The organism is Micromonospora aridisoli (genome assembly GCF_056150025.1).
In genome coordinates, this window is sequence record NZ_JAXCFK010000025.1 from 1 (window position 1) to 20,496 (window position 20,496).

The window sequence follows — 20,496 nt, forward strand, 5'->3', positions numbered from 1 at the left end:
CCACCCCGGGAGGCGGACATACCACGCAGGCGTCAACTACCCACGCGGTTGTGGGTGCATTTCTTGCTGCCCCAGCGACAACAAACGCACCCACAACCCGCCGAAAGTCGCCTCGACGCCCACGAGAGAGTTTCGCGCCAAGTTCGGGCGACGGCGGCGGATCGGCGCGTCGTGGGCGAAGCCCGGAGCACGTCATGGGTCCGGGTCGACCCGGTCTGGGGTTACCCTGACAGCATGCAGGCCGTCACCACCGCCACGACCGGCGTCGCGCACCTGGCCCGGCCCGGTCGTCCCGCCGTGGTGGCCCGGACGCTCGCCGAGCTGCGCGGACCCACCCGGGGAGTGGTGGAGCTGCCGGTGCGGCTGATGTGGTGCGCCGACCGTGCGTTCGACCTCGCCGATCCCGACCAGCTGCTCTGGATGTACGAGAACGTGCTGCGCGAGACCACGAACGCCGACGACCTGCGCCGCCTGGTCAACGGCCGGACGCTACGGCGGGTGTGGCACCTGCTCAACCTCCCCCGGGGCGTACGGCTGGCGTGGGAGAGCCGACACCGGGGCCTGCGGTCGGGGTGACCGGGGCAGCCCTCGACCCGCATCCGCACGAGTTCTACCGAGAGGTCGCCCGGGTGGCGTTGACCGTCGCCGGGCCGCACCGTTTCGTCCTCGGCGGCGGCGTGGCCTGGGCGGCGCACGGACTCGTCACCCGCCCCACCGAGGACGTCGACCTCTTCGCCGACGTGGAGGGCGCCGCCGCCGCGGCAGCCGCCGACGTCCGGACGGCCCTGGAGGCCGCCGGATTCGAGGTGGCCGACGCCGATCCGGACAGCGACCTCGGTGACCTCTTCGACGGCTTCGACCGGGATCTGCGGGACTTCGTCGTCGCCCGGGACGGCAGGCGGATCCGGCTCAGCCTGGCCCGCCTCGACCGACACCGTAGCCCGGTGGTGATGGACCTCGGGCCGGTGATGGACGTGCGTGACCTGATCGCCAACAAGACCGCCGCTCTGGTCAACCGCCGCGAGGTGCGCGACTACATCGACGTGGCCTCGGCCCTGGAACACCGGCCGGTGGCGGAACTGCTGGAACTCGCCCGGCAGCTCGATCCCGCCCTGGACGACGACGATGTCCGGGCGGCCGGCCGTTACCTCGACCGGATTCCGGACGGCCGGTTCACCCGCTACGGCCTCGGTCCGGCCGAGATCGCCCGGGTACGACGGCAACTGGCCGGCTGGCCCCGCTGACCCGTGACAGGTCAGCGGGGCCACCGCGTCAACCGGGTCCCTCCCCCACGGGTCACTTGGTGAAGCGGCCGCCGGTGACGCCCAGGACCTCCCCCGTGATGAAGCTCGACTCCTGCGAGGCGAAGAAGACGTACGCCGGCGCCAGCTCCGCGGGCTGGCCGGGCCGGCCGACCGGAGTGTCGGTGCCGAACTGTTCCACCTTCTCCTCCGGCATGGTCGCCGGAATCAGCGGCGTCCAGATCGGCCCCGGGGCCACCGCGTTGACCCGGATCCCCCGGTCGACCAGGTCGGCGGCGAGCGCCTTGGTGAAGTTCGCGATCCCCGCCTTGGTGGTGGCGTAGTCGAGCAGCTGCGGTGACGGGTCGAAGGCCTGGATCGAGGACGTGTTGATGATCGTCGACCCCTCGCCGAGATGCGGCAGCGCCGCCTTGCACAGCCAGAACATCGCGTACAGGTTGGTCTTGAAGACCCGGTCGAACTGTTCCGTGCTGATCCCGGCGATGCCCTTCTCCTGCGCCATCTGGTAGGCGGCGTTGTTCACCAGGATGTCGATGCCGCCCAGCTCGCTGACCGCTCGCTCGATCAACGTCTCGCAGTTGCGCTCCTCGGCGATGTCACCCCGTACCGCGACACCCTTACGGCCGGCCGCCTCGATGAGCCGGACCGTCTCGCGGGCGTCCGCGTCCTCCTCCTCACCGAGGTAGGAGATCATCACGTCGGCGCCCTCCCGGGCGTAGGCGATGGCGATCGCGCGGCCGATACCCGAGTCGCCGCCGGTGATCAGCGCCTTCTTGCCGTCGAGCTTGCCGGTACCCCGGTACGAGTCCTCGCCGTGGTCGGGCTTCGGCGTCATCTCGCCGGTACGGCCCGGTGGGTTCTGCTGCTGGTTCGGTTGCCCCGACTGCTGCCCGTACTGCTCGGTCGGGTCCTGCTGGGTGTGCTGGGTCTCGCTCACGGCGGTCTCCTCGCGGGGTCGTGGGATGCGGTCCCGCAAGCCCCTACCCGGGCGTGGTCGGCGGAAACGCCCGGCGGTCGCCGTCACCACGTCTGAGGCATCCTAGGATCCTGGACGGGTAGCCGGCACCGGTCGGGGGCCGGCGTGGTCAGTGGGAGCCCCGGGCCACCTCCGCGCCGAGCTGGCGCCGAGGCGCGGGCAGGCGGGCCGCCAGCGCCAACGCGGCCCGGACCGGCGCCCAACCGACCAGTTCGTCGAAGTCGGCCCGGCCCAGACAGAACCGGGTGAACGCGCGCCAGCCGGGTGGCGTACCCAGCAGCGTGTGGCAGACCTCCGGTCGCCGGCAGAACACGTCGAGCAGCCGGTGTCCGGCCCGCATGGCGGGTACCAGGCGCTCGGTCACCGTCCGTTCGTAGCCGGCGAGATCGCCATCGGCCACCGCCGCCCCGGCCAGCTCACCGGAGCGCAACGCGTAGCTGATCCCCTCCCGGGTCCACGGCTCCAACAGGCCGGCGGCGTCACCGGCGACCAGCACCCGTCCCCGCCGCAGCGGCGAGTCGTCCGCCCGGCACCGGGTCAGATGCCCCGAGTCGTGCGCGGGCGGCACCCCGGCCAGACCGAGCCGATCGACGAACCGGCGCAGGTACCGCCGCGTCCCCTCCCCCTCGCCCCGGGCGGCGATCACGCCGACGGTCAGGCGGTCCCCCTTCGGAAACACCCAGGCGTACGAGCCGGGCAGCGGGCCCCAGTCCAGCAGCATCCGGTGCCGCCAGCGGGTCTGCTGCTCCGGCGAGGCCGGCAGTTCGAGCTCCAGCCCCAGGTCCACCTGCCGGTAGCGCACCCCGACGTGCCGCGCGCTGATCCCGGAGGAACCGTCGGCACCGATCACCGTTCGGGCGAGCAGGGTGTCGCCGCCGGCCAGGCGCAGCCGTACCGCCTCCGGGGTCTGTTCCACCGATCGGACCGCGACCCGCTCGCGGACCTCGGCCCCGGCGGACACGGCCGCCGCCCGCAGCCGGTCGTCGAACTCCTCCCGGCGCACCATGCTCACCAGCGGCCCCGCACCGTGCCGGCGGCTGAACCCGCGTCGCCCGTCGAGGGTGAAGGTGACCCGGTCGACCGTGTCGTGGGCGGGCACCTCGATGCGCCCTCCCACCGTCGCCAGCGAGGTGCCGATCAGACCGCCACCACAGGTCTTGTACCGGGGATGTGCCGCGCGCTCGACGACGAGCGTGCGTACTCCCCGACGGGCGGCGGTGTAGGCGGCGGAGAGCCCGGCGGGGCCACCGCCGATCACCACGAGTTCCCAGACGCTCACTGATGCAGGGTAGGTCAACCGGGTGCCCGGCAGGCGGACAGGTCCTCGTCGGACCCGGCGTCGCGCCCGGCTGACCAGCGCGTCTCCCGGGCGGGCATCTTCTCCCCCGCACCGGGTAACCGCCCGCCGCAGACCGCCTGCCGCAGGCGGACCGAAGCGCGAGGAGGACACCATGCAAGAGGTGCGGCTGTCGGACGTCGAGGCTCGGGTGTACGACGCGGTGGCGGCGCTGGAGGCCCGCGGCCAGGTCCCCTACCCGGACATGATCGCCCAGGAGTGCGGCCTGACGGAGGAGCAGTTGCAGACCCCGCTGCACCTGCTGACCGAGAAGAACCTGCTGCACCGGGAGGACTCGCCGATGGCCGGCCTCGACTTCGGCCCACGCTTCTGCGCCCAACAGTTGGCGTGACCGGCGACGCCGTCGACGAGCGGCGGCGTTGGCAGGCGCTCGGGGTCGGGCTGGTCGCGGCGTTCATGACGCTGCTCGACATCAGCATCGTCAACGTCGCGCTGCCGTCCCTCGATCGTGCCCTGCGGGCCGGTCCGAGTGACCTGCAATGGGTGCTGTCCGGGTACGCGCTGGCCTTCGGGCTGGTCCTGGTGCCGGCGGGGCGCTTCGGTGACGTCCGGGGGCGGCGCAACGCGTTCGTCTTCGGCATCGCCCTGTTCACACTGACCAGCGCGCTCGCCGGGCTGGCCCAGTCCCCGGGCTGGCTGATCGCCGCCCGGTTGCTGCAGGGTGCCGCCGCCGGCGTGGTGAACCCGCAGGTGACCGGGCTCATCCAGCAGCTCTTCCCCGGGCCGGAGCGGGCCCGGCCGTTCGGTTGGCTCGGTGCCACCATCGGCATCTCCACCGCCGTCGGTCCGCTGCTCGGCGGCCTGCTGATCGCCGCCGGCGGCCCGGAGCACGGCTGGCGGTGGGTCTTCTTCGTCAACGTGCCGGTGGGGATCGTCGCGGTGCTGCTCGGCTGGCGGCTGCTGCCCGGCCGGGTCACCCCGCGCGGCGCGCAACGCCGGTTCGACCCGGTCGGCGTGCTGCTGCTCGGCGTCGGTGTGACGCTGGTGCTGCTGCCGCTGGTGCAGCGCGAGCAGTGGCAGGGTACGGCGAAGTGGCTGCTGGTGCCCGCCGGCCTGGTCACGCTCGCCGCATTCGTCAGCTGGGAGCGGCGGTACGCCCGGCACGGCCCGCCGCTGTTCGACGTCCGGCTGTTCAGCCACCGGTCGTACGGCCTGGGTTCGGCCATCGCGCTGCTCTACTTCGGCGGCTTCACCGCGATCTTCTTCATCTTCACTCTCTACCTGCAGAACGGACGTGGCTACAGCGCCCTGGTCGCCGGCCTGGCGATCACCCCGTTCGCGCTCGGTTCGGCCGTCGCCTCCGCGATCGGCGGACGGCTGGTCAACCGGTACGGCCGCCCACTGGTCGCCATCGGACTGATCGCCGTGGTGACCGGTCTCGGCCTGGCCGCACTGGCCATCGAGGTGCTGCCGCACGCCCCGGTGCCCTGGGTGACCGCGCTGCCGCTGCTGGTCGCCGGCCTCGGCAGCGGGCTGGTGATCGCCCCGAACCAGACGTTGACCCTGTCCGAGGTGCCGGTTGCGCAGGCCGGCAGCGGCGCCGGCATGTTGCAGACCGGCCAGCGGATCGGTTCGGCCGCCGGCATCGCGGTCGTCGGCTCGGTCTTCTTCTCCGCGCTGGCCGACGGCGTGGACGCCTGGTCCAGGGCGTTCGAGCGGTCGCTGCTGACCTCGGCCGCGATCATCGCGCTGGCCCTGGTGGCGGCGGCCGTCGACATCGTCCGCAACCACCGCCACCGGCACCGCACGGCGGCCTGAACTCGCGGCTCGCCAAGGGACGGTCGCCGTTGGTCATACCCGCGGCACGGTCGCCGCCGGCGCTACGAGAACGACGGCGGAAACCCCGGCGAACAGTGGTCTGCGGGGCAGCGCAAGGAGCGCCGGGACCGGTAGACACATCAACCATGACGAACACCCTCGACCGTCGTACCCTCCTGCGTGTGGCCGGCGCGTCCGCCGGCACTGCGGCGCTCGCCGGTGCCACCCTCGCCGGCAGCGCCGCCGCCCAGGCCGCCGCCGGTGCCTTCCGGCACGGCGTCGCCTCCGGCGACCCGCTGCCGGACGGGATCCTGTTGTGGACCCGACTGACTCCCACCGAGCAGGCCCAGCCGGGTTCCGGGCTGGGTCCCGAGGTGCAGGTGACGTGGCAGGTGGCCGCCGATCCGGATTTCGCAGCCCTGGTGGCGCAGGGCGTCCAGGTCACCGGGCCGGGCCGGGACCACACGGTGCGGGTGGCGGTGACGGGCCTGGCACCCGCCACCACGTACTGGTACCGGTTCGGCTACGCCGGCGGCTGGTCTCCGACCGGTCGTACGATGACCGCCCCGGACCCCGACGCGGAGATCGACCGGCTGCGGCTGGGCGTCGTCTCCTGCTCGAACTGGGAGGCGGGCTACTTCGCGGCGTACCGGCACCTGGCCGAGCGCGGCGACCTCAACCTCGTGGTGCACCTGGGCGACTACCTGTACGAGTACGGCACCGGGCAGTTCGCCGCCGGTGCCACCGTCGTGCGTCCGGTGAGCCCGGCCCACGAGACGCTGACGCTCGCCGACTACCGGGCGCGGCACGCTCTCTACAAGACGGATCCGGATCTCCAGGCGTTGCACGCCGCGGTGCCCTGGGTGATCACCTGGGATGACCACGAGGTGGCCAACGACCAGTGGTCCGGTGGGGCAGAGAACCACACGCCGGGAGCCGAGGGCGACTTCGCCGTCCGGTTGGCGGCGGCCCGGCAGGCGTACCTGGAGTGGATGCCGGTGCGGACCGGTACCGACGGGGCGATCTACCGACGGTTGCGGTTCGGCCGGCTCGCCGAGCTGTCCATGCTGGACCTGCGGACCTACCGATCGCAGCAGAGTTCGGGCACCTCGGTGGACGACCCGGGACGGACCATCACCGGACGCGCCCAGATGAGCTGGCTCAAGAACGGGCTGGCCGCCTCCACCGCCCGCTGGAAACTGGTCGGCAACCCGGTGATGATCGCCCGACTGGACGTGGGGGCGCTCCCGGCGTGGCTGCTCGGCCCGCTGGGGACGTTGCTCGGCATACCGCAGAACGGGGCGGTGCTCAACACCGACCAGTGGGACGGCTACAACGCCGACCGCAACGAACTGATCGATCACCTGCGGGTCACCGGCACCCGCGACGTGGTGTTCCTGACCGGCGACATCCACACCTCGTGGGCGAACGAGGTGACCACCCGCGGCACCGGGCAGGCCAACCCGGCCGCCGCCGAGTTCGTGGTGCCGTCGGTCACCAGCGACAACGTCAACGACTTCCTGGGCCTGCCGGCCGGGAACGCGCTCAGCGGCCTCGGTACGACCCTGATCCGCTCGACCAACCCGCACGTGCGCTGGACCGAACTGGACGGGCACGGGTACGGGGTGTTGGAGGTGACCCGGCAGAACTGCCGGATGGACTGGTACCACCTGGCCGACCGGACCCGGCGGGCGAGCGCGACCCGGTGGGTGGCCGGCTGGTCGGTCGGGGCCGGCTCCTCGATGCTGCGCCGGGAGGCCACGCCCCTGGCCTGACCGTCTGGCGCGATGGGCCGCACACCACACCGCGACGGACACGGACCGGCCGGCCCGTGATCGGGCCGGCCGGTCATTTCGTGTGTGTCACCAGAGCTGGGCGACGATGTCCGCGGCCTGCTCCTCCCACTGTGCGTAGTGGAACGGGTAGGCCGATACCTGCACTGTCTGCGCGGCCGTGGTCAACGGCAGGTCCTGCCAGCCGCCGACGTTCTTCAGCGCCTCGAAGAAGGCGGTCGAGGAGTACTCGGGGTCGGTGATCTGATCCACGCTGCCCCATCCGGTGGAGGGACGCTGCTGGAACAGCCCCTGCGAGTCGTGGTCGTTCCACGCACCCAGGTGACCCAGGTTGTAGAGCTTCGACTCCTGCAGCGCGGTGGCGATGCCGATCACCGCGCCGCGCTCGCCCACCCCGGTCCGCTTGGCCACCTCGATGATGGTCTTGGCGTTGTCGCGCTGGGCCTTGTCGAGCGGGATGCGCGACTGAGCGCCCTGCGAGCCGTGCGGGATCAGTTGGTCACGCGTCGGCTTGCCGGCGTCCGGCTTGTCGGTGCGGCCGCCGGTGGTCAGCCCGGATTCCACGGTGGCACCGGTGCTGGCGCGTCCGGTGGCCCGGTCGATCGCCGCGACCGCGCCGGTGTGCGGGCCTTCGGTGATCGGTGCGGCGACGGCGGTGGGGCCGAAGGCGAGTCCGGCGAGGGCGGTCACGCCCACCACGCTGAGCGCGGTCTTCCGGTTCGGGTTCGTCGCGATGGCGGGGAGCCATCGACTGAAGTCCGGCTTCACGATGGTTGCCCTTTCGATCGGGTACGAGCCGCTCGGGGTTGAGCCGCTCTCGGGGGATAGCGCAGGCCGGTCGAGGGTTTGCCAACCGGCGCTACGGGGACACAACCCGGTCGCGGTGTCGGGCATTCCGGAAATGACCAGGTCTCCGCGGGCTGCGATCCGGGTCACGGCGCAGCCCGGCACGGAGGTGCCGGCGCGACACGGAACGGACAGGCGTGATCAGACCTCGTACGGGGTGCCGAACCGCACCAGGACGTGCCAGAGCTGCTTGAGGTGCTGCATCGTGTCCGGCAGCGGTCCCCGGTCGGCCCACCGGCCCGGCTCGGTCACCACCGACGCGGCGGCACGCCCGATGAGCGCGGCGTGCAGCGGTTCGTCCGCTCGGGCGAACTCGGCGTGCACCCGCGCCGCCAGCGGCGGGATCGCCGGCCCACGGAACTCGGCGTCGACCCGGTCGACCGGCAGCGCGAAGCCGGCGTGCCAGCGCAGCGGGAATCCGTACCGCCGGGCGGCGGTGGTCAGGCTCGCCTCGGTGTCGGTGCCCCGGAACGAGGGATCGACGACCAGTTCCAACACGTCGCTGCTGAGCCGGATCTCGCCGTGGACCTGCGCCTCGATGTAGTCGTCGAGCGCCCGGCCGGCGGCGCGGGGCCGCGCGGCCAGCGCCTCCCGGCGGCGCAGCAGCTCATCGGTGACGGCCATCAGGTCCATCCCGCGCCGGCCCAGGCACACGCCGGTCTCGGCGGTCGCGGCGATCAGTGCGGCCAGCACCGGCTCGACCACGTCGACCGTGCCGACGTCCCGTGGCCCGAGGTGGCTGTCACCGAAGCAGAGGGTGGTCCGGGCCAGCACCTCGGGACGCAGTCGCAGGTGGCAGGAGCCGAACCGGGGGCAGGCTCCGTCAGGGTGGTCGAGCAGGTTCAGGCCGCCGTACTTCGGACGCTCCGCAGGGTGGACGCCCGGTCGCTGGTAGGCGCCGCCGAACATCCGCCGCTCCCAGCGGTCGCGGTCGCCGCCGGGGTACGCGGTGAGCCCGCCGTTGGAGATCCGCGTCTCGAACTGACTGCGGTAGACCCCATCACTGGCGAGGGCCTCCGCCACCGTCCTGCCGTCGGCGCATAGCCGGTCGGGATGGAAGTTGACGGTGACCCGCCCCTGCCGGCCGATCGCGGCGACGAGCCGCTCCGGTTCGAGGCGTACGCCGGTGCCGGCCAGCGCCCGCCCGATGGCCGCCAGCGCGGCGGGACGGTCCCGCAGCGCCACCGTCCGCACGTGTCGCAGCGCCGCGCGCTGGGCGGGGGTCCCTGTCGGGTACGGGGTGGGCGGCACGCCAGCAGTGTCGTGGCCGGCGGTCCGTCGGCGCACCCGGATTTCCCGCGTCAGGTGCCGCTCGGCACGTGCGGCACCTCGGCCTCGACGGTGGTGCTGTCGCCGTGACCGGTGTGCACCACGGTCCGCGGCGGCAGGGTGAGCAGCCGTTCGCGGATCGAGTCGACGATGGTCCCGTGGTCGCTGTACGAGCGGCCGGTGGCGCCCGGTCCGCCGGCGAACAGGGTGTCGCCGGTGAAGACGACGCCGAGGGCGGGGGCGTACAGACAGCACGCGCCGGGGCTGTGCCCGGGGGTGTGCAGCACGGTCAGCGTGATGCCGGCGACCTCGATCGGCTGGCCGTCCTCGAGGGTGCCGCCCGGCGGTTCGTCGGGATGCACCAGGTCCCACAGCACCCGGTCGGCGGGGTGCAGCAGCACCGGGGCACCGGTGGCGCGGGACAACGCCGGGGCGACCCGAACGTGGTCGTCGTGGGCGTGGGTGGCGACGATCGCGACGACCCGCCGTCCCGCCACCACCTCCAGAATGGCGTCGACGTCGTGCGGGGCGTCGATCACGACGCACTCGGTGTCGTCGCCGACGACCCAGACGTTGTTGTCGACGTCGAAGGTCTGACCGTCCAGCGAGAAGGTGCCGGAGGTGACCGTGTGGTCGATCCGGGCGGCCATCAGAGGACCACCACCGAGCGGAGCACGTCGCCCCGGTGCATCCGGGCGAACGCCTCCTCCACCCCGTCCAGGCCGATCTCCTCGGTGACGAAGGCGTCCAGGTCGAGCCGGCCCTGCAGGTACAGCTCGGTGAGCATCGGGAAGTCCCGGCTGGGCAGGCAGTCGCCGTACCAACTGGACTTGAGCGCGCCGCCCCGGCCGAAGACGTCCAGCAGCGGCAGTTCCACCTGCATCTGCGGGGTGGGTACGCCGACCAGCACGACGGTGCCGGCCAGGTCGCGGGCGTAGAAGGCCTGTTTCCAGGTCTCCGGCCGGCCGACCGCGTCGATCACCACGTCGGCGCCGAAGCCGCCGGTGGCGGCCTGGATCTCCGCGACCGGATCGGCCTCGGAGGCGTTGACGGTGTGGGTGGCGCCGAACCGGCGGGCCCAGTCGAGTTTGCGGGAGTCGGTGTCCACCGCGATGATCGTCGTCGCGCCGGCCAGCACCGCGCCGGCCACGGCCGCGTCGCCGACGCCCCCGCAGCCGATCACCGCCACCGAGTCGCCCCGGGTCACCCCGCCGGTGTTCATCGCCGCGCCGAGACCGGCCATCACCCCGCAGCCGAGCAGCCCGACGGCGGCCGGTCGGGCCGCCGGGTCCACCTTGGTGCACTGGCCGGCGTGGACCAGGGTCTTCTCGGCGAAGGCGCCGATGCCCAGCGCCGGAGCCAGCTCGGTGCCGTCGGTCAGGGTCATCTTCCGGGCGGCGTTGTGGGTGGCGAAGCAGTACCACGGGCGGCCCCGCCGACAGGCCCGGCACACCCCGCAGACGGCCCGCCAGTTCAGCACCACGAAGTCACCGGGTGTCACGGCGTCCACGCCCGCGCCGACCTGCTCGACGATGCCGGCGGCCTCGTGACCGAGCAGGAAGGGGTAGTCGTCGTTGATGCCGCCCTCGCGGTAGTGCAGATCGGTGTGGCAGACCCCGCAGGACTGCACCCGGACGACCGCCTCGCCCGGCCCGGGGTCGGGCACCACGATCTCGGTGACCTCGACGGGCGCGCCCTTGCTGCGGGAGATGACTCCTCGTACCTGCTGGCTCACGCTGTCCTCCTACTCCGCGCCGGCCCACAGCGCCGTCGTCGCCGCGACGCGGCCACGTTCGCCTCCGGAGGCGAACCTACCGCCGTTGCGGCGGATCGGCACCGCTTAGCCGCCGGTGCCCGGCAGGTCGCTGACGCCCAGCTACCGGCCACCGACCGGGGGCACCCGAGGACTCCGGCGGTGGTGGGGTGCCGGGGCCGGGCGGCGCGATCAGGCCGGGGTCCGGGTCCGCCCGGCGGTGGACCGGCGGGTGCCGGCGGCGGCGATCAGGAGGCGGCCGTGCCCCACCGGCGCGATCCGGGCCAGCAGGTCCAGCAACCGCGCCGACCAGCCGACCAGCACGCGTCCCCGCCGACGGGTCACCCCGCGCAGGATGACCTCGGCGGCGACGGCCGGGTCGATGGTGAGCAGCCGTTCGAAGCGCTGCCGGCCGGCCTCGTACTCGACCCGGTCGACGCCGCTGCCCACCCGGGCGTCGCGGGCGATGCGGGTGCGGATGCCACCGGGGTGCACGCAGGTCACGCCGATGCCCTCGGGGGCGAGTTCGTGCCGCAGCGCCTCGGTGAAGCCGCGCACCGCGAACTTGCTGGCCGCGTAGGCGACCTGCCCGGGCGGCGCGATCAGGCCGAACAGGCTGGAGATGGTGACCAGGTGCGCACCGGGTTCGGCCCGCAGTGCCGGTAACAGCGCGTGGGTCAACTGCGCCACGGCCCGGAAGTTGACGTCGACGACCCAGCCGAACTCCGCCAGCGTCACCTCGTCGAACCGGCCACCCAGCGCCACGCCGGCGTTGTTGACCAGCAGGCGGATCCGCGGGTGCCGCTGGCCGATCTGTTCGGCGATGGCGGCGGTGGCGTCCGTGTCGGCCAGGTCGACCACGTGGGTCCACACCCGCCGTGCGGGATGCTCGGCGCGGATCGCGTCCGCCACCGCCGCCAGCCCGGACGCGTCCCGGTCGACGAGGACCAGCTCGGCACCCCGGCGGGCCAGGCCGTGGGCCAGCGCGGCCCCGATGCCGCCGGCCGCGCCGGTGACCACGGCAACCCCGCCGGTGGCGGTGAACCTACGCATCAACGGGACTCCTTCGCGGTGCGCCGGTCCGGTCGAACCGGACGCCGGCGTCGGTCAGCCGCCCGTACCGCATGAGCAGCAGGTCGAGGACGTAGTTCTGGTTCAGCCGCCAGGGGGCCCGGGGGCCCTGGCGGGGCAGGTGCCCGACGCCGCGGCGCACGTACCCGGAGGTGAGACCGATCAGCGGCGTACGCGGGCCCGATGGCGGGGCGACCGGCCTGACGATCTGGGCGCCGGTGCGGTCCAGGTGCCGCAACAGCCGGCACACGTAGCCGGCCACCAGGTCGGCCTTGAGCGTCCAGGAGGCGTTGGTGTAGCCGATGGTCATGGCGAAGTTGGGCACGCCGGAGAGCATCATCCCCTTGTAGGCGACGGTCTCCGACAGGTCCACGTCAGCGCCGTCCACCCGCAGCGTCATCCCGCCGAGCGCGAGCAGGTCCAGCCCGGTGGCGGTGACCACCACGTCGGCGGGCAGTTCCCGGCCGGAGGTGAGCCGGACGCCCCGGGCGGTGAAGGTGTCCACGGTGTCGGTGACGATCTCGGCGCGCCCGTCGGATAGCGCGGTGAACAGGTCCCCGTCGGGCACCACGCACAGCCGCTGGTCCCACGGGTCGTAGCGGGGCGTGAAGTGGCGCTCGACGTCGAAGCCGGTGGGCAGGTGGCGGGCCACGCCCCGGCGCAGCAGCCTGCGTACCAGCCCGGGAGCGCGCCGGCTGAGCTGGTAGTTGGCGGTGGTGAGCAGGACGTTCTTCCACCGTACGAGCCGGTACGCCAGGCGTGCCGGCAGCAGCCGCCGCGCCGCGTCGGCCAACCGGTCGTGTGCGGGCAACGCCAGCAGGTACGTGGGTGAGCGTTGCAGCATGGTCACCCGGGCGGCCCGCTGAGCCAGCGCTGGCACCAGCGTCACCGCGGTGGCACCGCTGCCGATCACCACCACCCGCCGACCGGTGTGGTCGAGGTCGGTCGGCCAGTGCTGCGGGTGCACGATCCGGCCGGCGAACCGTTCCTGGCCGGTGAAGTGCGGCGTGTGACCGGCCTCGTAGCGGTAGTAGCCGGTGCAGGCGTACAGGAAGGAGCAGGTGAGCACGGCGGTCTCGGCGGTGTCCTCGCGGCGGGCGTGCACCGTCCAGCGGGCCCGGTCGGAGTCCCACTCGGCCCGCTCCACCCGGTGCCGGAACCGGATGTGGCGGGTGACGTCATGCTCGTCGGCGGTACGCCGCAGGTAGTCGCGGATGGTCGCACCGTCGGCGAGGGCCTTCGGGGCGGTCCACGGTGCGAAGGAGTAGCCGAGGGTGAACATGTCCGAGTCCGAGCGCACACCGGGGTAGCGGAACAGGTCCCAGGTGCCACCGATCTCGTCGCGCGCCTCGATCAGCGCGTAAGTCCGGCCCGGGTGGCGGCGGCGCAGATGGCAGGCGGCACCGATGCCGGAGAGACCGGCGCCGACGATGAGCACGTCGACATGCTCCCGACCCATCCCACCTCCCACCCCACGCCAACGACCGGACCCTACCCTCCCACCCACCCACGCCGCGATCTTGCACTTTCTGCCGCCGCATACCTGACAAAAAGGGGCATCCCGGCGACCACAAGCGCAAGATCGGCGAGTCAGGAGGTGAGCATGGCCGCCGCGGTGTCGAGCAGCGCGAGTTCGGTGGCGGTCTGGGTGGGGTTGGCGCGCCGGATGGCCAGGGCGTCGGCGACCAGCGGGACGGCGTGGTCGCGGACCGCGGACAGGTAGGCCCGCAGGGCGGCAGCGGCGGCGTCGGCCATCGGCTGATCGGGGTCGACGGCGACCTGGGCGAGGATCAGCGCGGTCATGGCTACGTCCAGACCGGGTGGTCCGTGGCGCACGTTGCGCCAGTCGAGGAGCACCGGACCACTAGGAGCGAGGATGACGTTGTCCGGGTGCAGGTCCAGGTGCAGGATCCGCTCGTCTTCGGACGCGCCCGGCAGTGGTGGCACGATGTGCAGCCGGCGGTGCAGGTCGGCGAGGATCCGGGCGGCGGCGCCGACCTCGGTGGTGCCGGCGACCAGCGCCTGGAGCATCGTCGGGCCGGGCACCCGGCGCATGACCAGATCCGCACCGGCCGCCCGGTGCACCCGGGGCACCGGGAACCCCGCGGCGTGCAGGTGGGACATGAACCGGGCCTCCACCGTGACGTCGCTGCCGTCGCGGTAACGGCGCAGCACCAGACCGTCGTCGAGGGCGTACACGTCGGCGTCGCGGCCGGCGGCGAAGGGGGTCGCGGCTGCCATGCCGGAGACGGTACCCGGCATCGGCTGCGGCCATGATGGACGGCGGGGTGGCGCACCGAGCGTGGCCCACCTGTGACAGGCTGGGATGACGACGATGGTCGCCGGAGGTGATGGTCACGTTACGCATGCACGAACTCGTTGCCGTGCCGGACCTGCCACCGATCGACCTCGACGTGGCCGTCGGCGCGACGGTGGCCCTGGTCGCCCGGCCGCGGACGGCGACCGCCGTGGCGCGGGTCGTGGTCGGGCTGGCTCCGCCGGTCGCCGGCCGGATCCTGGTCGGTGGCCGCGACGTCACGGACCTGCCGCCACTGCGCCGCCGCATCGGGTACGTCCCGGCCGACAGCGCGCTGCTTCCCCACCTCACCGTCGGCCGCAACATCTCCTACGGTCAGCGCCGTCGCCAGTGGGTACGTGACGTCGCCGAAGGCTGGGCGGCCGTGCTGGTCGACCGGCTCGAACTCGCCCCCACGCTGGGTCTGCGCCCGCACCTGCTGTCCGAGGCGCAGCGGTTCCGGGTCGCGCTGGCCCGGGCCATGGCCTGTCTGCCCGAGGTGCTGGTGGTCGACCTGCCGACGGCCGTCGACGGGGTGCGCCTGTCCGACCTGCTGGACCGGGCGTCCCCGCCGGACGCCCCGGGTGTGACGGTGCTGCTCTGCTCGGCCGACGAGGAGGTGCTGGCCGGCGTCTCCGACCGGGTGCCGATCACCGACGAGGGTTCGGCCGAGCCGGTCGAGTCGGCGGTGCGGCCATGACCGGGGTCGGATTGCGCCGTCGTACGCTGCTGCGGGCCGCCGCCACGGCATCCGTGGCCGGTGCCGCGGGATGCGGGCGGGGTCGCCGGTCGGTGCAGGTCGCGGTGGTCTGGGCCGGTGGGGAGTTGGCCCGGTTCGGTGAGGTGGTCGCCGGCTACCCGGTGCCGGTGCAGGTGGTCGGTGTGGGCAACGACATCGACGCCTTCCTGACCGCCCGGCGCGCCGCGGGCACCAGCCCGGACGTGGCGATCCTGCCCCGCCCGGGGCTGGTGGTCGAGTACGCCCGACGGGGCTGGCTCGACGAGGTGACCCCCGCCGTCACCTACACCGCCCCGGCCGGCATGGCCGACCTGCTCAGCGTCGACGGACGCCGCTACGGCGTGTGGATCAAGGCGGCGCACAAGTCGCTGTTCTGGCACTTTCCGTCGATGCTGACCGAACCACCGAGAACCTGGGACGCGCTGGTGGCGTTGACCCGCCGGCTCGGCGCGCGGCACCGGGCGGGCGCGGGTCCGGCCCCGCTGGCGATCGGCGCGGCCGACGGATGGGTGCTCACCGACTGGTTCGAGAACGTGCTCGCCGACGTCGCCGGCACCGACCTGTACGAGGCGCTGGCCCGTGGCGAGGCCGACTGGCGGGACCGACAGGTGGGACACGCGCTGGACCGACTCGCCGAGTTGTGGAGCGTCGACGGCGCCTTCCCGGGTGGAGGGCGACGTGCCCTGCTCACCCAGTTCGAGGAGTCGATCATCCAGGTGGTGCACCACCGCGAGGCGACCATGGTGTTCGAGGCCGACTTCGTGGATGCGGTGGTCGCCCGGTTCCGCCGTGGCACCGAGCCGCTGGCCACCTTCCGCTTTCCCGGTGCCCGGGTGGCCGATCAGCCGCTGATCGTCGGCGGCGACGCGGCGGTGGCGTTCGCCGGCTCCGCGGACGGCGCGGAGCTGGTGCGCTGGCTCAGCGACGCGGTGGCCTTCCTGCCCTGGCTGGACGCCGGTGGCTACCTCTCCCCCAACCTCGCCGTGCCGGTGAACAGCTACCGGGACCCGCTGCGCCGGCGGCTCGCCGGCGAGCTACGCGCCGCCGACACCGTGCAGTTCGACCTCTCCGACCGGCTGCCCGGGACGTTCACCGGCACCGACGGGGTGGGGATCTGGCGGATCATGCAGGACTTCTTCATGCACGTGACCGACGGGTCGCCGGCCCGGGAGGCGGTCCGTCGGGCGACCGGGCAACTCGCTGAGGCGGCCCGGGCGGCGGGAGAGAGCAGGTGAGCCGGGGGCCGTTGCTGGGCGAGCTGGCGGTGCTCGACGACGTCGGGCCGCCCCGACGCGGGCGGGCCTACCCCGCGGCCGGCGTCAGCTGGGCGCTGCTGGCACCCGCCGTGGTGCTGCTCGGCGGTCTGCTGGCCTGGCCGGTGCTGCGTACCGTGCAGGCCAGCGTGACCACCGACGGCCGTTGGGTGGGCGCAGAGCACTACCGGGCGGCCCTCGCGGCACCCGGCACCGGCGCGGTGATCGGGCGCACCCTGCTCTGGGCGCTGCTGGTGCCGGCGGTGGTCACGGTGCTGGGCTACCTGCTCGCCGCGGCCTCCCGGCGTTCGCAGGAGGGCTGGCTGGTCCGGCTCATCCTGGTGGTGCCGACCGCGCTGCCGCTGGTGGTCACCGGCGTGACCTTCCGACTGCTCTACGATCCGGATCCGCGGCGGGGGCTGGCCACCGTGCTGCTGGCCCGGGTGACCGGACGCGCCCCGGAGCAGTTGCCGCAGCTGCTCGGCCCGGAACTGGTCACCGTGGCGGTGATGTCGGCGTTCGTGTGGGCCTGGGTCGGGCTGGCGATGCTGGTGTTCCGGGCCGCCCTCGACGCCGTACCGACCGGGCTCGTCGACGCGGTCCGGGCCTTCGGCGGCAGCCGCCGCGACGTGCTCTGGGACGCGCAGTGGCGACCGCTGCTGCTGCGTACCGTCGCGGTGGTGTTCGCCCTGGTCGCCGTCGGCACCAGCCGCACCTTCGACCTGCTCGTGGTGATGACGCCCGGTTCGGTGCGGGACGAGGCGGCGGTGCTGTCGCTGCGGATCTGGCAGACCTCCGGCGCGACGACCACCGGTGAGGGCGCCGCGCTGGGGGTGATCTGGCTGGTCGCGGTGACCGCCGGCATGCTCGTGGTGGCCCTGTTCGTCCGGCAGGCGTGGCCACCACCGCGGCAGCCGGCCGGCGGCGCCGCGACCGCGTCGCCACCGCGTCGGCTGGTCCGGCTGCTCGCCGCGGGTGCGGCGATCGCCTGGCTGCTGCCGCTGGGGGTGTTGGCGGCCACCTCGTTGCAGAACCCGGTACGGGCGGCCACCGGAGGCTGGTGGTCCGGCCCACCGGGTCTGGACTCCTACCGGGCCGTGCTCACCGGCCCGGAGCTGTGGCGCAGCCTCGGCTTCACGCTCGTGCTGGCCACCGTGGTCACCGCCGCGGTGCTCGGCGTCGCGCTGCTGGCCGCGTACCCGCTGGCCTGGCTGACGGGCCCGGCCGCGCAGGCCACCGGGCTGGTGCTGATGGCCGCGGTGGTGGTGCCGGTGCAGGTGATCGCCGGTCCGCTCAACGAGGTGCTCGGGCTGGCGCTCTCCTCCGGCACGGCGCGGGGCGTGGCCCTGGTGCACATCGCCCTGGGCGTCCCGTTCGCCGTGCTGGTGCTGCGCAACTCCTTCGCCGACCTGCCCGCCGAGCAGATCCGTGGGGCCCGCATCGGCGGGCGGCACTGGTGGGGCACGCTGCGCCGGTTGGCCCGGCACAACCGCACCGCGCTGGTGGCGGTGGCCGTGCTGGAGTTCGTGCAGGTATGGAACGACCTGGTGGTGGGGCTGCTGTTCAGCGGCCCGGACGCCGCCCCGCTCGGGTTGTTCCTCGCCGGACAGACCCGTGGCTTCGTGGCCGGCAGCGGCACGCTCGCCGCCGGGTGCGTGCTGGCGTCGATCCTGCCGGTGCTGGTGTTCGTGCTGGCGCGCCGGCAGGTGGTCGCCGGGTTGGTCGCCGGGGGTGTGCGGTGACCGGGCCTCCGGCGCGGGACCGGCGGCCCCGACTGCTGAGCGTGCTGCTCGCCGTCGGCGGGGTGGCCGGCGCGGGGATCAGCGCCGTGCTCGGCAACGTCACCGGCAATCTGCTCTCCGAGCTGTCCCTGACCGCACTCGGCTCGGCGAGCCTCGGCCTGGCGGCGATCGGGGTGGCCGCCTCCTTCCTGGTGGAGTGGCGGCGTCGGCAACGCGACCAGTTGCTGGCCGCCGACGATGTGGCGACCCAGGCGAGCAGCAGCGCGCCCACGTTGCCCTGGCCTGCGGGATACACCGGGCGGGCGGGCCAGGCGGAGGCGGTCGTGGCGATGCTCGCGCCCAAACACGCGGTGGCGGTGGTGGGCCGGCGGGCCGTCGGCACGTCCTGGTGTGCGGTGCAGGCGGCGAACCTGAGCCGCGCCGCCTTCCCCGACGGGCAGTACTACCTCGACGTGCGCTGGGGCGGTCGGGCCCGTTCGCCCCGGGAGATCCTGACCGCGCTGGCGCGGATCCTCGGTACCCGGGCCCCGCGTTCCGGACGACCGGACGATCTCGCCGACGCCGCCGACGCACTGCGCGGCCAGTTGGACGGTCGCAAGGTGCTGCTGGTTCTCGACAACGTCGACTCGCCGGCGCAGGTGCGGCCGCTGCTACCGCCGACCGCCCACAACTGCCGACTGCTGCTGGCCGGCACCGGCCGGCTCGCCGAGGTCGACTGGGTGGTCGCGTACTGGCTGGCCGAGCCGGACGTCGACGACGCGGTGGAGATGTTCGCCGAGGCCGGTTCGGCCACGGCGGTGGCCCGGCCACACCGACCGGATCCCCGTACCGACCCGGCGGTACGGGACATCGTCGAGCTCTGCGGGCGGCAGCCGCGCACCGTGACCGAGCTGGGCCGGCGCAGCGCGCAGCACGGCTGGCGGCACGCCGACGTGCTGCACGCGCTGCGCCGCGCCGCCGACACCCCTCCGCACCAGCGGGTGGGTGTATCACCCGTGACGGCACTGGTCACCGCCCGCGACACCGCGTATCACGCGCTCAGCGGCGAGGCCCGCCGGCTGTGGCGGCTGCTGTCACTGAGCCCGGTGCCGCTGGACCGGGCGACCATCGCCGCGCTGGCCGACCGCCGACCGCACCGGGTCGCCGCCCTGCTCGACGAGCTGGCCGACGGCGCCTTCATCGTCGGTGCGCCCGGCGACCGGTACGAGGTCCGCCCGTTGCTCGGGGCGTACGCCCGGCTGCACCTGCGGGAGGCCGAGCCGGTCCGCCGCCGGGTCACCGTGCAGGCCCGACTCACCCGGCACCTGGCCCGTCGGGCCGAGCAGCAGTTGGCCGCGCTGGCGGCCGGCGCGCTGGACCGCGACCACCGGCTGCCCGACGACGATCCCTACAGCTGGTTCGACCTGCATCAGGAGCTGTTGCTGGCGGTGGTGAAGGTACCGGCCGGGGCGGTGGAGACGCTGCCCCGGCGGGTGCGTGGCTGGTGGTTCCGGCTGGCCGTGGCGCTGTGCGGGTGGCTCGCCCACACCGAGCGGCTCGACGAGTGGGAGGACGTCTGCCGCACCGTGCTGGCCAACCCGACCGCGCAGGACCGGGCGGAGATCGCCGGCTGGGCGCACAACGAACTGGGGGTGCTGCGCCGCCGCCGGCACGACCCGTATGGCGCGGTGGCCGCACTCAGCCTGGCAGTGGCCGGGCAGGGGCGGCGCGGCACCGCCCAGGCGCGGATGAACCTCGGCCTGGCCCTGCTCGACCTCGGCCGCACCGACGAGGCGGTGGAGCATCTGGAGCTGTCACGCCGGCACCGCGCCGGCACCGACCGCGCCGGCCAGGCGCTCAGCAACCTGGGCCTGGGCGCGGCGAGGCTGGCGCGGGGTGAACTGGAGGTCGCGCACGACCTGCTGGTACGCGCGGCGAACTCGTTCCGTTCGCTCGGCGACGCGCGTGGCTACGCGGCGGCGCTGACCAATCTGGTGCTGGTCCACTCGGCGATGGGCGAGCACCTCGACGCGGCGCAGGCGTGGCGGGCCGCGCTCCGCGAGTACGAGTCGCTCGGCGACCCGACCAACCAGGCCGTGGCGCTGCTCAACGCGGGTGTGGCGCTGCTGGGTGTGGCTCCGGGGCAGGCCCAGCAGGCGTACGAGCTGCTGTCCGAGAGCTGGCGGCTGCGGCAGGACGGCCGCCCGGACGCCGGGCTGGGTCGGACGCAGCTTCATCGGGGCGACGCGGCGGCGCTGCTCGGCAACCACGAGGAGGCCCGCCGGCACTGGGCGGACGCGGCGGCGGTCTGCGAGATGGTGGGCGACGACGACGGCCAGCAGGCCGCCGACGCCCGTCTGGGCGGTGAGCGGCCGGCCCGACCGCGCCGGGGGTGACCGACG

At 73.7% G+C, this 20,496-nt stretch carries 18 protein-coding genes; 9 read left to right on the top strand and 9 right to left on the bottom strand.

Annotated elements, in window-relative coordinates; genetic code table 11:
• Positions 1–234 precede the first annotated feature (234 nt).
• On the top strand, positions 235–576 hold the full coding sequence (locus SM447_RS28785) for a hypothetical protein (RefSeq protein WP_474576018.1): 342 nt from the start codon (positions 235–237) through the stop codon (positions 574–576).
• Positions 573–1,244 (top strand): nucleotidyl transferase AbiEii/AbiGii toxin family protein, encoded by a 672-nt coding sequence (locus SM447_RS28790; protein ID WP_474576019.1) that lies wholly within the window; start codon positions 573–575, stop codon positions 1,242–1,244. The genes SM447_RS28785 and SM447_RS28790 overlap by 4 nt, the downstream gene beginning before the upstream one ends.
• 52 nt (positions 1,245–1,296) lie before the next feature.
• On the opposite strand, the gene SM447_RS28795 is transcribed toward SM447_RS28790, so the two are convergent.
• Both SM447_RS28795 and SM447_RS28800 read right to left on the bottom strand, forming a co-directional pair.
• Positions 1,297–2,199: an SDR family oxidoreductase gene (locus SM447_RS28795; RefSeq protein WP_474576020.1), complete on the bottom strand. Its 903-nt coding sequence runs from the start codon at positions 2,197–2,199 to the stop codon at positions 1,297–1,299.
• Between the two features lie 148 nt (positions 2,200–2,347).
• Positions 2,348–3,517, bottom strand: a complete 1,170-nt coding sequence (locus SM447_RS28800; RefSeq protein WP_474576021.1) for a geranylgeranyl reductase family protein — start codon at positions 3,515–3,517, stop codon at positions 2,348–2,350.
• 172 nt (positions 3,518–3,689) lie between these two features.
• Here SM447_RS28800 and SM447_RS28805 point away from each other — a divergent pair, with 172 nt between their 5' ends.
• From SM447_RS28805 to SM447_RS28815, 3 genes are all read left to right on the top strand, one after another.
• On the top strand, positions 3,690–3,926 hold the full coding sequence (locus tag SM447_RS28805) for a hypothetical protein (RefSeq protein ID WP_093405548.1): 237 nt from the start codon (positions 3,690–3,692) through the stop codon (positions 3,924–3,926).
• Entirely contained in the window at positions 3,923–5,353 is a 1,431-nt protein-coding gene (locus SM447_RS28810) for an MFS transporter (protein ID WP_474576022.1), read from the top strand. Before SM447_RS28805 ends, SM447_RS28810 begins: the two co-directional genes overlap by 4 nt.
• A gap of 146 nt (positions 5,354–5,499) precedes the next feature.
• Entirely contained in the window at positions 5,500–7,128 is a 1,629-nt protein-coding gene (locus SM447_RS28815; RefSeq protein WP_474576023.1) for an alkaline phosphatase D family protein, read from the top strand.
• 87 nt (positions 7,129–7,215) lie between these two features.
• On the opposite strand, the gene SM447_RS28820 is transcribed toward SM447_RS28815, so the two are convergent.
• The 7 genes from SM447_RS28820 to SM447_RS28850 all read right to left on the bottom strand — a co-directional run bounded on the left by SM447_RS28820 (position 7,216) and on the right by SM447_RS28850 (position 14,326).
• A complete protein-coding gene (locus SM447_RS28820) occupies positions 7,216–7,914 on the bottom strand; it encodes a hypothetical protein (protein WP_474576024.1) in 699 nt (232 codons plus the stop codon).
• A gap of 219 nt (positions 7,915–8,133) precedes the next feature.
• Positions 8,134–9,243, bottom strand: coding sequence for a DUF3626 domain-containing protein (locus SM447_RS28825; protein WP_474576025.1), 1,110 nt, complete (start codon positions 9,241–9,243; stop codon positions 8,134–8,136).
• Between the two features lie 50 nt (positions 9,244–9,293).
• A complete protein-coding gene (locus tag SM447_RS28830; RefSeq protein WP_474576026.1) occupies positions 9,294–9,911 on the bottom strand; it encodes an MBL fold metallo-hydrolase in 618 nt (205 codons plus the stop codon).
• Positions 9,911–10,996 (bottom strand): S-(hydroxymethyl)mycothiol dehydrogenase, encoded by a 1,086-nt coding sequence (locus SM447_RS28835; protein WP_474576027.1) that lies wholly within the window; start codon positions 10,994–10,996, stop codon positions 9,911–9,913. Before SM447_RS28835 ends, SM447_RS28830 begins: the two co-directional genes overlap by 1 nt.
• A 210-nt stretch (positions 10,997–11,206) precedes the next feature.
• On the bottom strand, positions 11,207–12,067 hold the full coding sequence (locus SM447_RS28840) for an SDR family NAD(P)-dependent oxidoreductase (RefSeq protein WP_474576028.1): 861 nt from the start codon (positions 12,065–12,067) through the stop codon (positions 11,207–11,209).
• Positions 12,060–13,544 (bottom strand): flavin-containing monooxygenase, encoded by a 1,485-nt coding sequence (locus tag SM447_RS28845; RefSeq protein ID WP_474576029.1) that lies wholly within the window; start codon positions 13,542–13,544, stop codon positions 12,060–12,062. The genes SM447_RS28840 and SM447_RS28845 overlap by 8 nt, the downstream gene beginning before the upstream one ends.
• Before the next feature lie 131 nt (positions 13,545–13,675).
• Positions 13,676–14,326 (bottom strand): phosphotransferase, encoded by a 651-nt coding sequence (locus tag SM447_RS28850; protein ID WP_474576030.1) that lies wholly within the window; start codon positions 14,324–14,326, stop codon positions 13,676–13,678.
• 125 nt (positions 14,327–14,451) lie between these two features.
• Here SM447_RS28850 and SM447_RS28855 point away from each other — a divergent pair, with 125 nt between their 5' ends.
• From SM447_RS28855 to SM447_RS28870, 4 genes are read left to right on the top strand one after another with little or no spacing between them, the layout of a single operon-like run.
• Complete coding sequence (locus SM447_RS28855) at positions 14,452–15,081, top strand: ATP-binding cassette domain-containing protein (RefSeq protein ID WP_474576031.1); 630 nt, start codon at positions 14,452–14,454, stop codon at positions 15,079–15,081.
• The gene (locus SM447_RS28860) at positions 15,078–16,355 is read left to right on the top strand and encodes an extracellular solute-binding protein (protein WP_474576032.1); all 1,278 of its coding nucleotides are present in this window, start codon (positions 15,078–15,080) and stop codon (positions 16,353–16,355) included. The genes SM447_RS28855 and SM447_RS28860 overlap by 4 nt, the downstream gene beginning before the upstream one ends.
• Entirely contained in the window at positions 16,352–18,115 is a 1,764-nt protein-coding gene (locus SM447_RS28865) for an ABC transporter permease (protein WP_474576033.1), read from the top strand. Before SM447_RS28860 ends, SM447_RS28865 begins: the two co-directional genes overlap by 4 nt.
• On the top strand, positions 18,112–20,490 hold the full coding sequence (locus tag SM447_RS28870; RefSeq protein ID WP_474576034.1) for a hypothetical protein: 2,379 nt from the start codon (positions 18,112–18,114) through the stop codon (positions 20,488–20,490). Before SM447_RS28865 ends, SM447_RS28870 begins: the two co-directional genes overlap by 4 nt.
• Positions 20,491–20,496 lie beyond the last annotated feature (6 nt).

Bases quoted from the DNA above. Each gene is read 5' to 3' on its own strand.
- SM447_RS28785 (WP_474576018.1), top strand. From the start codon at position 235: ATGCAGGCCGTCACCACCGCCACGACCGGCGTCGCGCACCTGGCCCGG.
- SM447_RS28805 (WP_093405548.1), top strand. From the start codon at position 3,690: ATGCAAGAGGTGCGGCTGTCGGACGTCGAGGCTCGGGTGTACGACGCG.
- SM447_RS28815 (WP_474576023.1), top strand. From the start codon at position 5,500: ATGACGAACACCCTCGACCGTCGTACCCTCCTGCGTGTGGCCGGCGCG.
- SM447_RS28830 (WP_474576026.1), bottom strand. From the start codon at position 9,911: ATGGCCGCCCGGATCGACCACACGGTCACCTCCGGCACCTTCTCGCTG.
- SM447_RS28840 (WP_474576028.1), bottom strand. From the start codon at position 12,067: ATGCGTAGGTTCACCGCCACCGGCGGGGTTGCCGTGGTCACCGGCGCG.
- SM447_RS28845 (WP_474576029.1), bottom strand. From the start codon at position 13,544: ATGGGTCGGGAGCATGTCGACGTGCTCATCGTCGGCGCCGGTCTCTCC.
- SM447_RS28850 (WP_474576030.1), bottom strand. From the start codon at position 14,326: ATGGCAGCCGCGACCCCCTTCGCCGCCGGCCGCGACGCCGACGTGTAC.
- SM447_RS28855 (WP_474576031.1), top strand. From the start codon at position 14,452: ATGCACGAACTCGTTGCCGTGCCGGACCTGCCACCGATCGACCTCGAC.
- SM447_RS28860 (WP_474576032.1), top strand. From the start codon at position 15,078: ATGACCGGGGTCGGATTGCGCCGTCGTACGCTGCTGCGGGCCGCCGCC.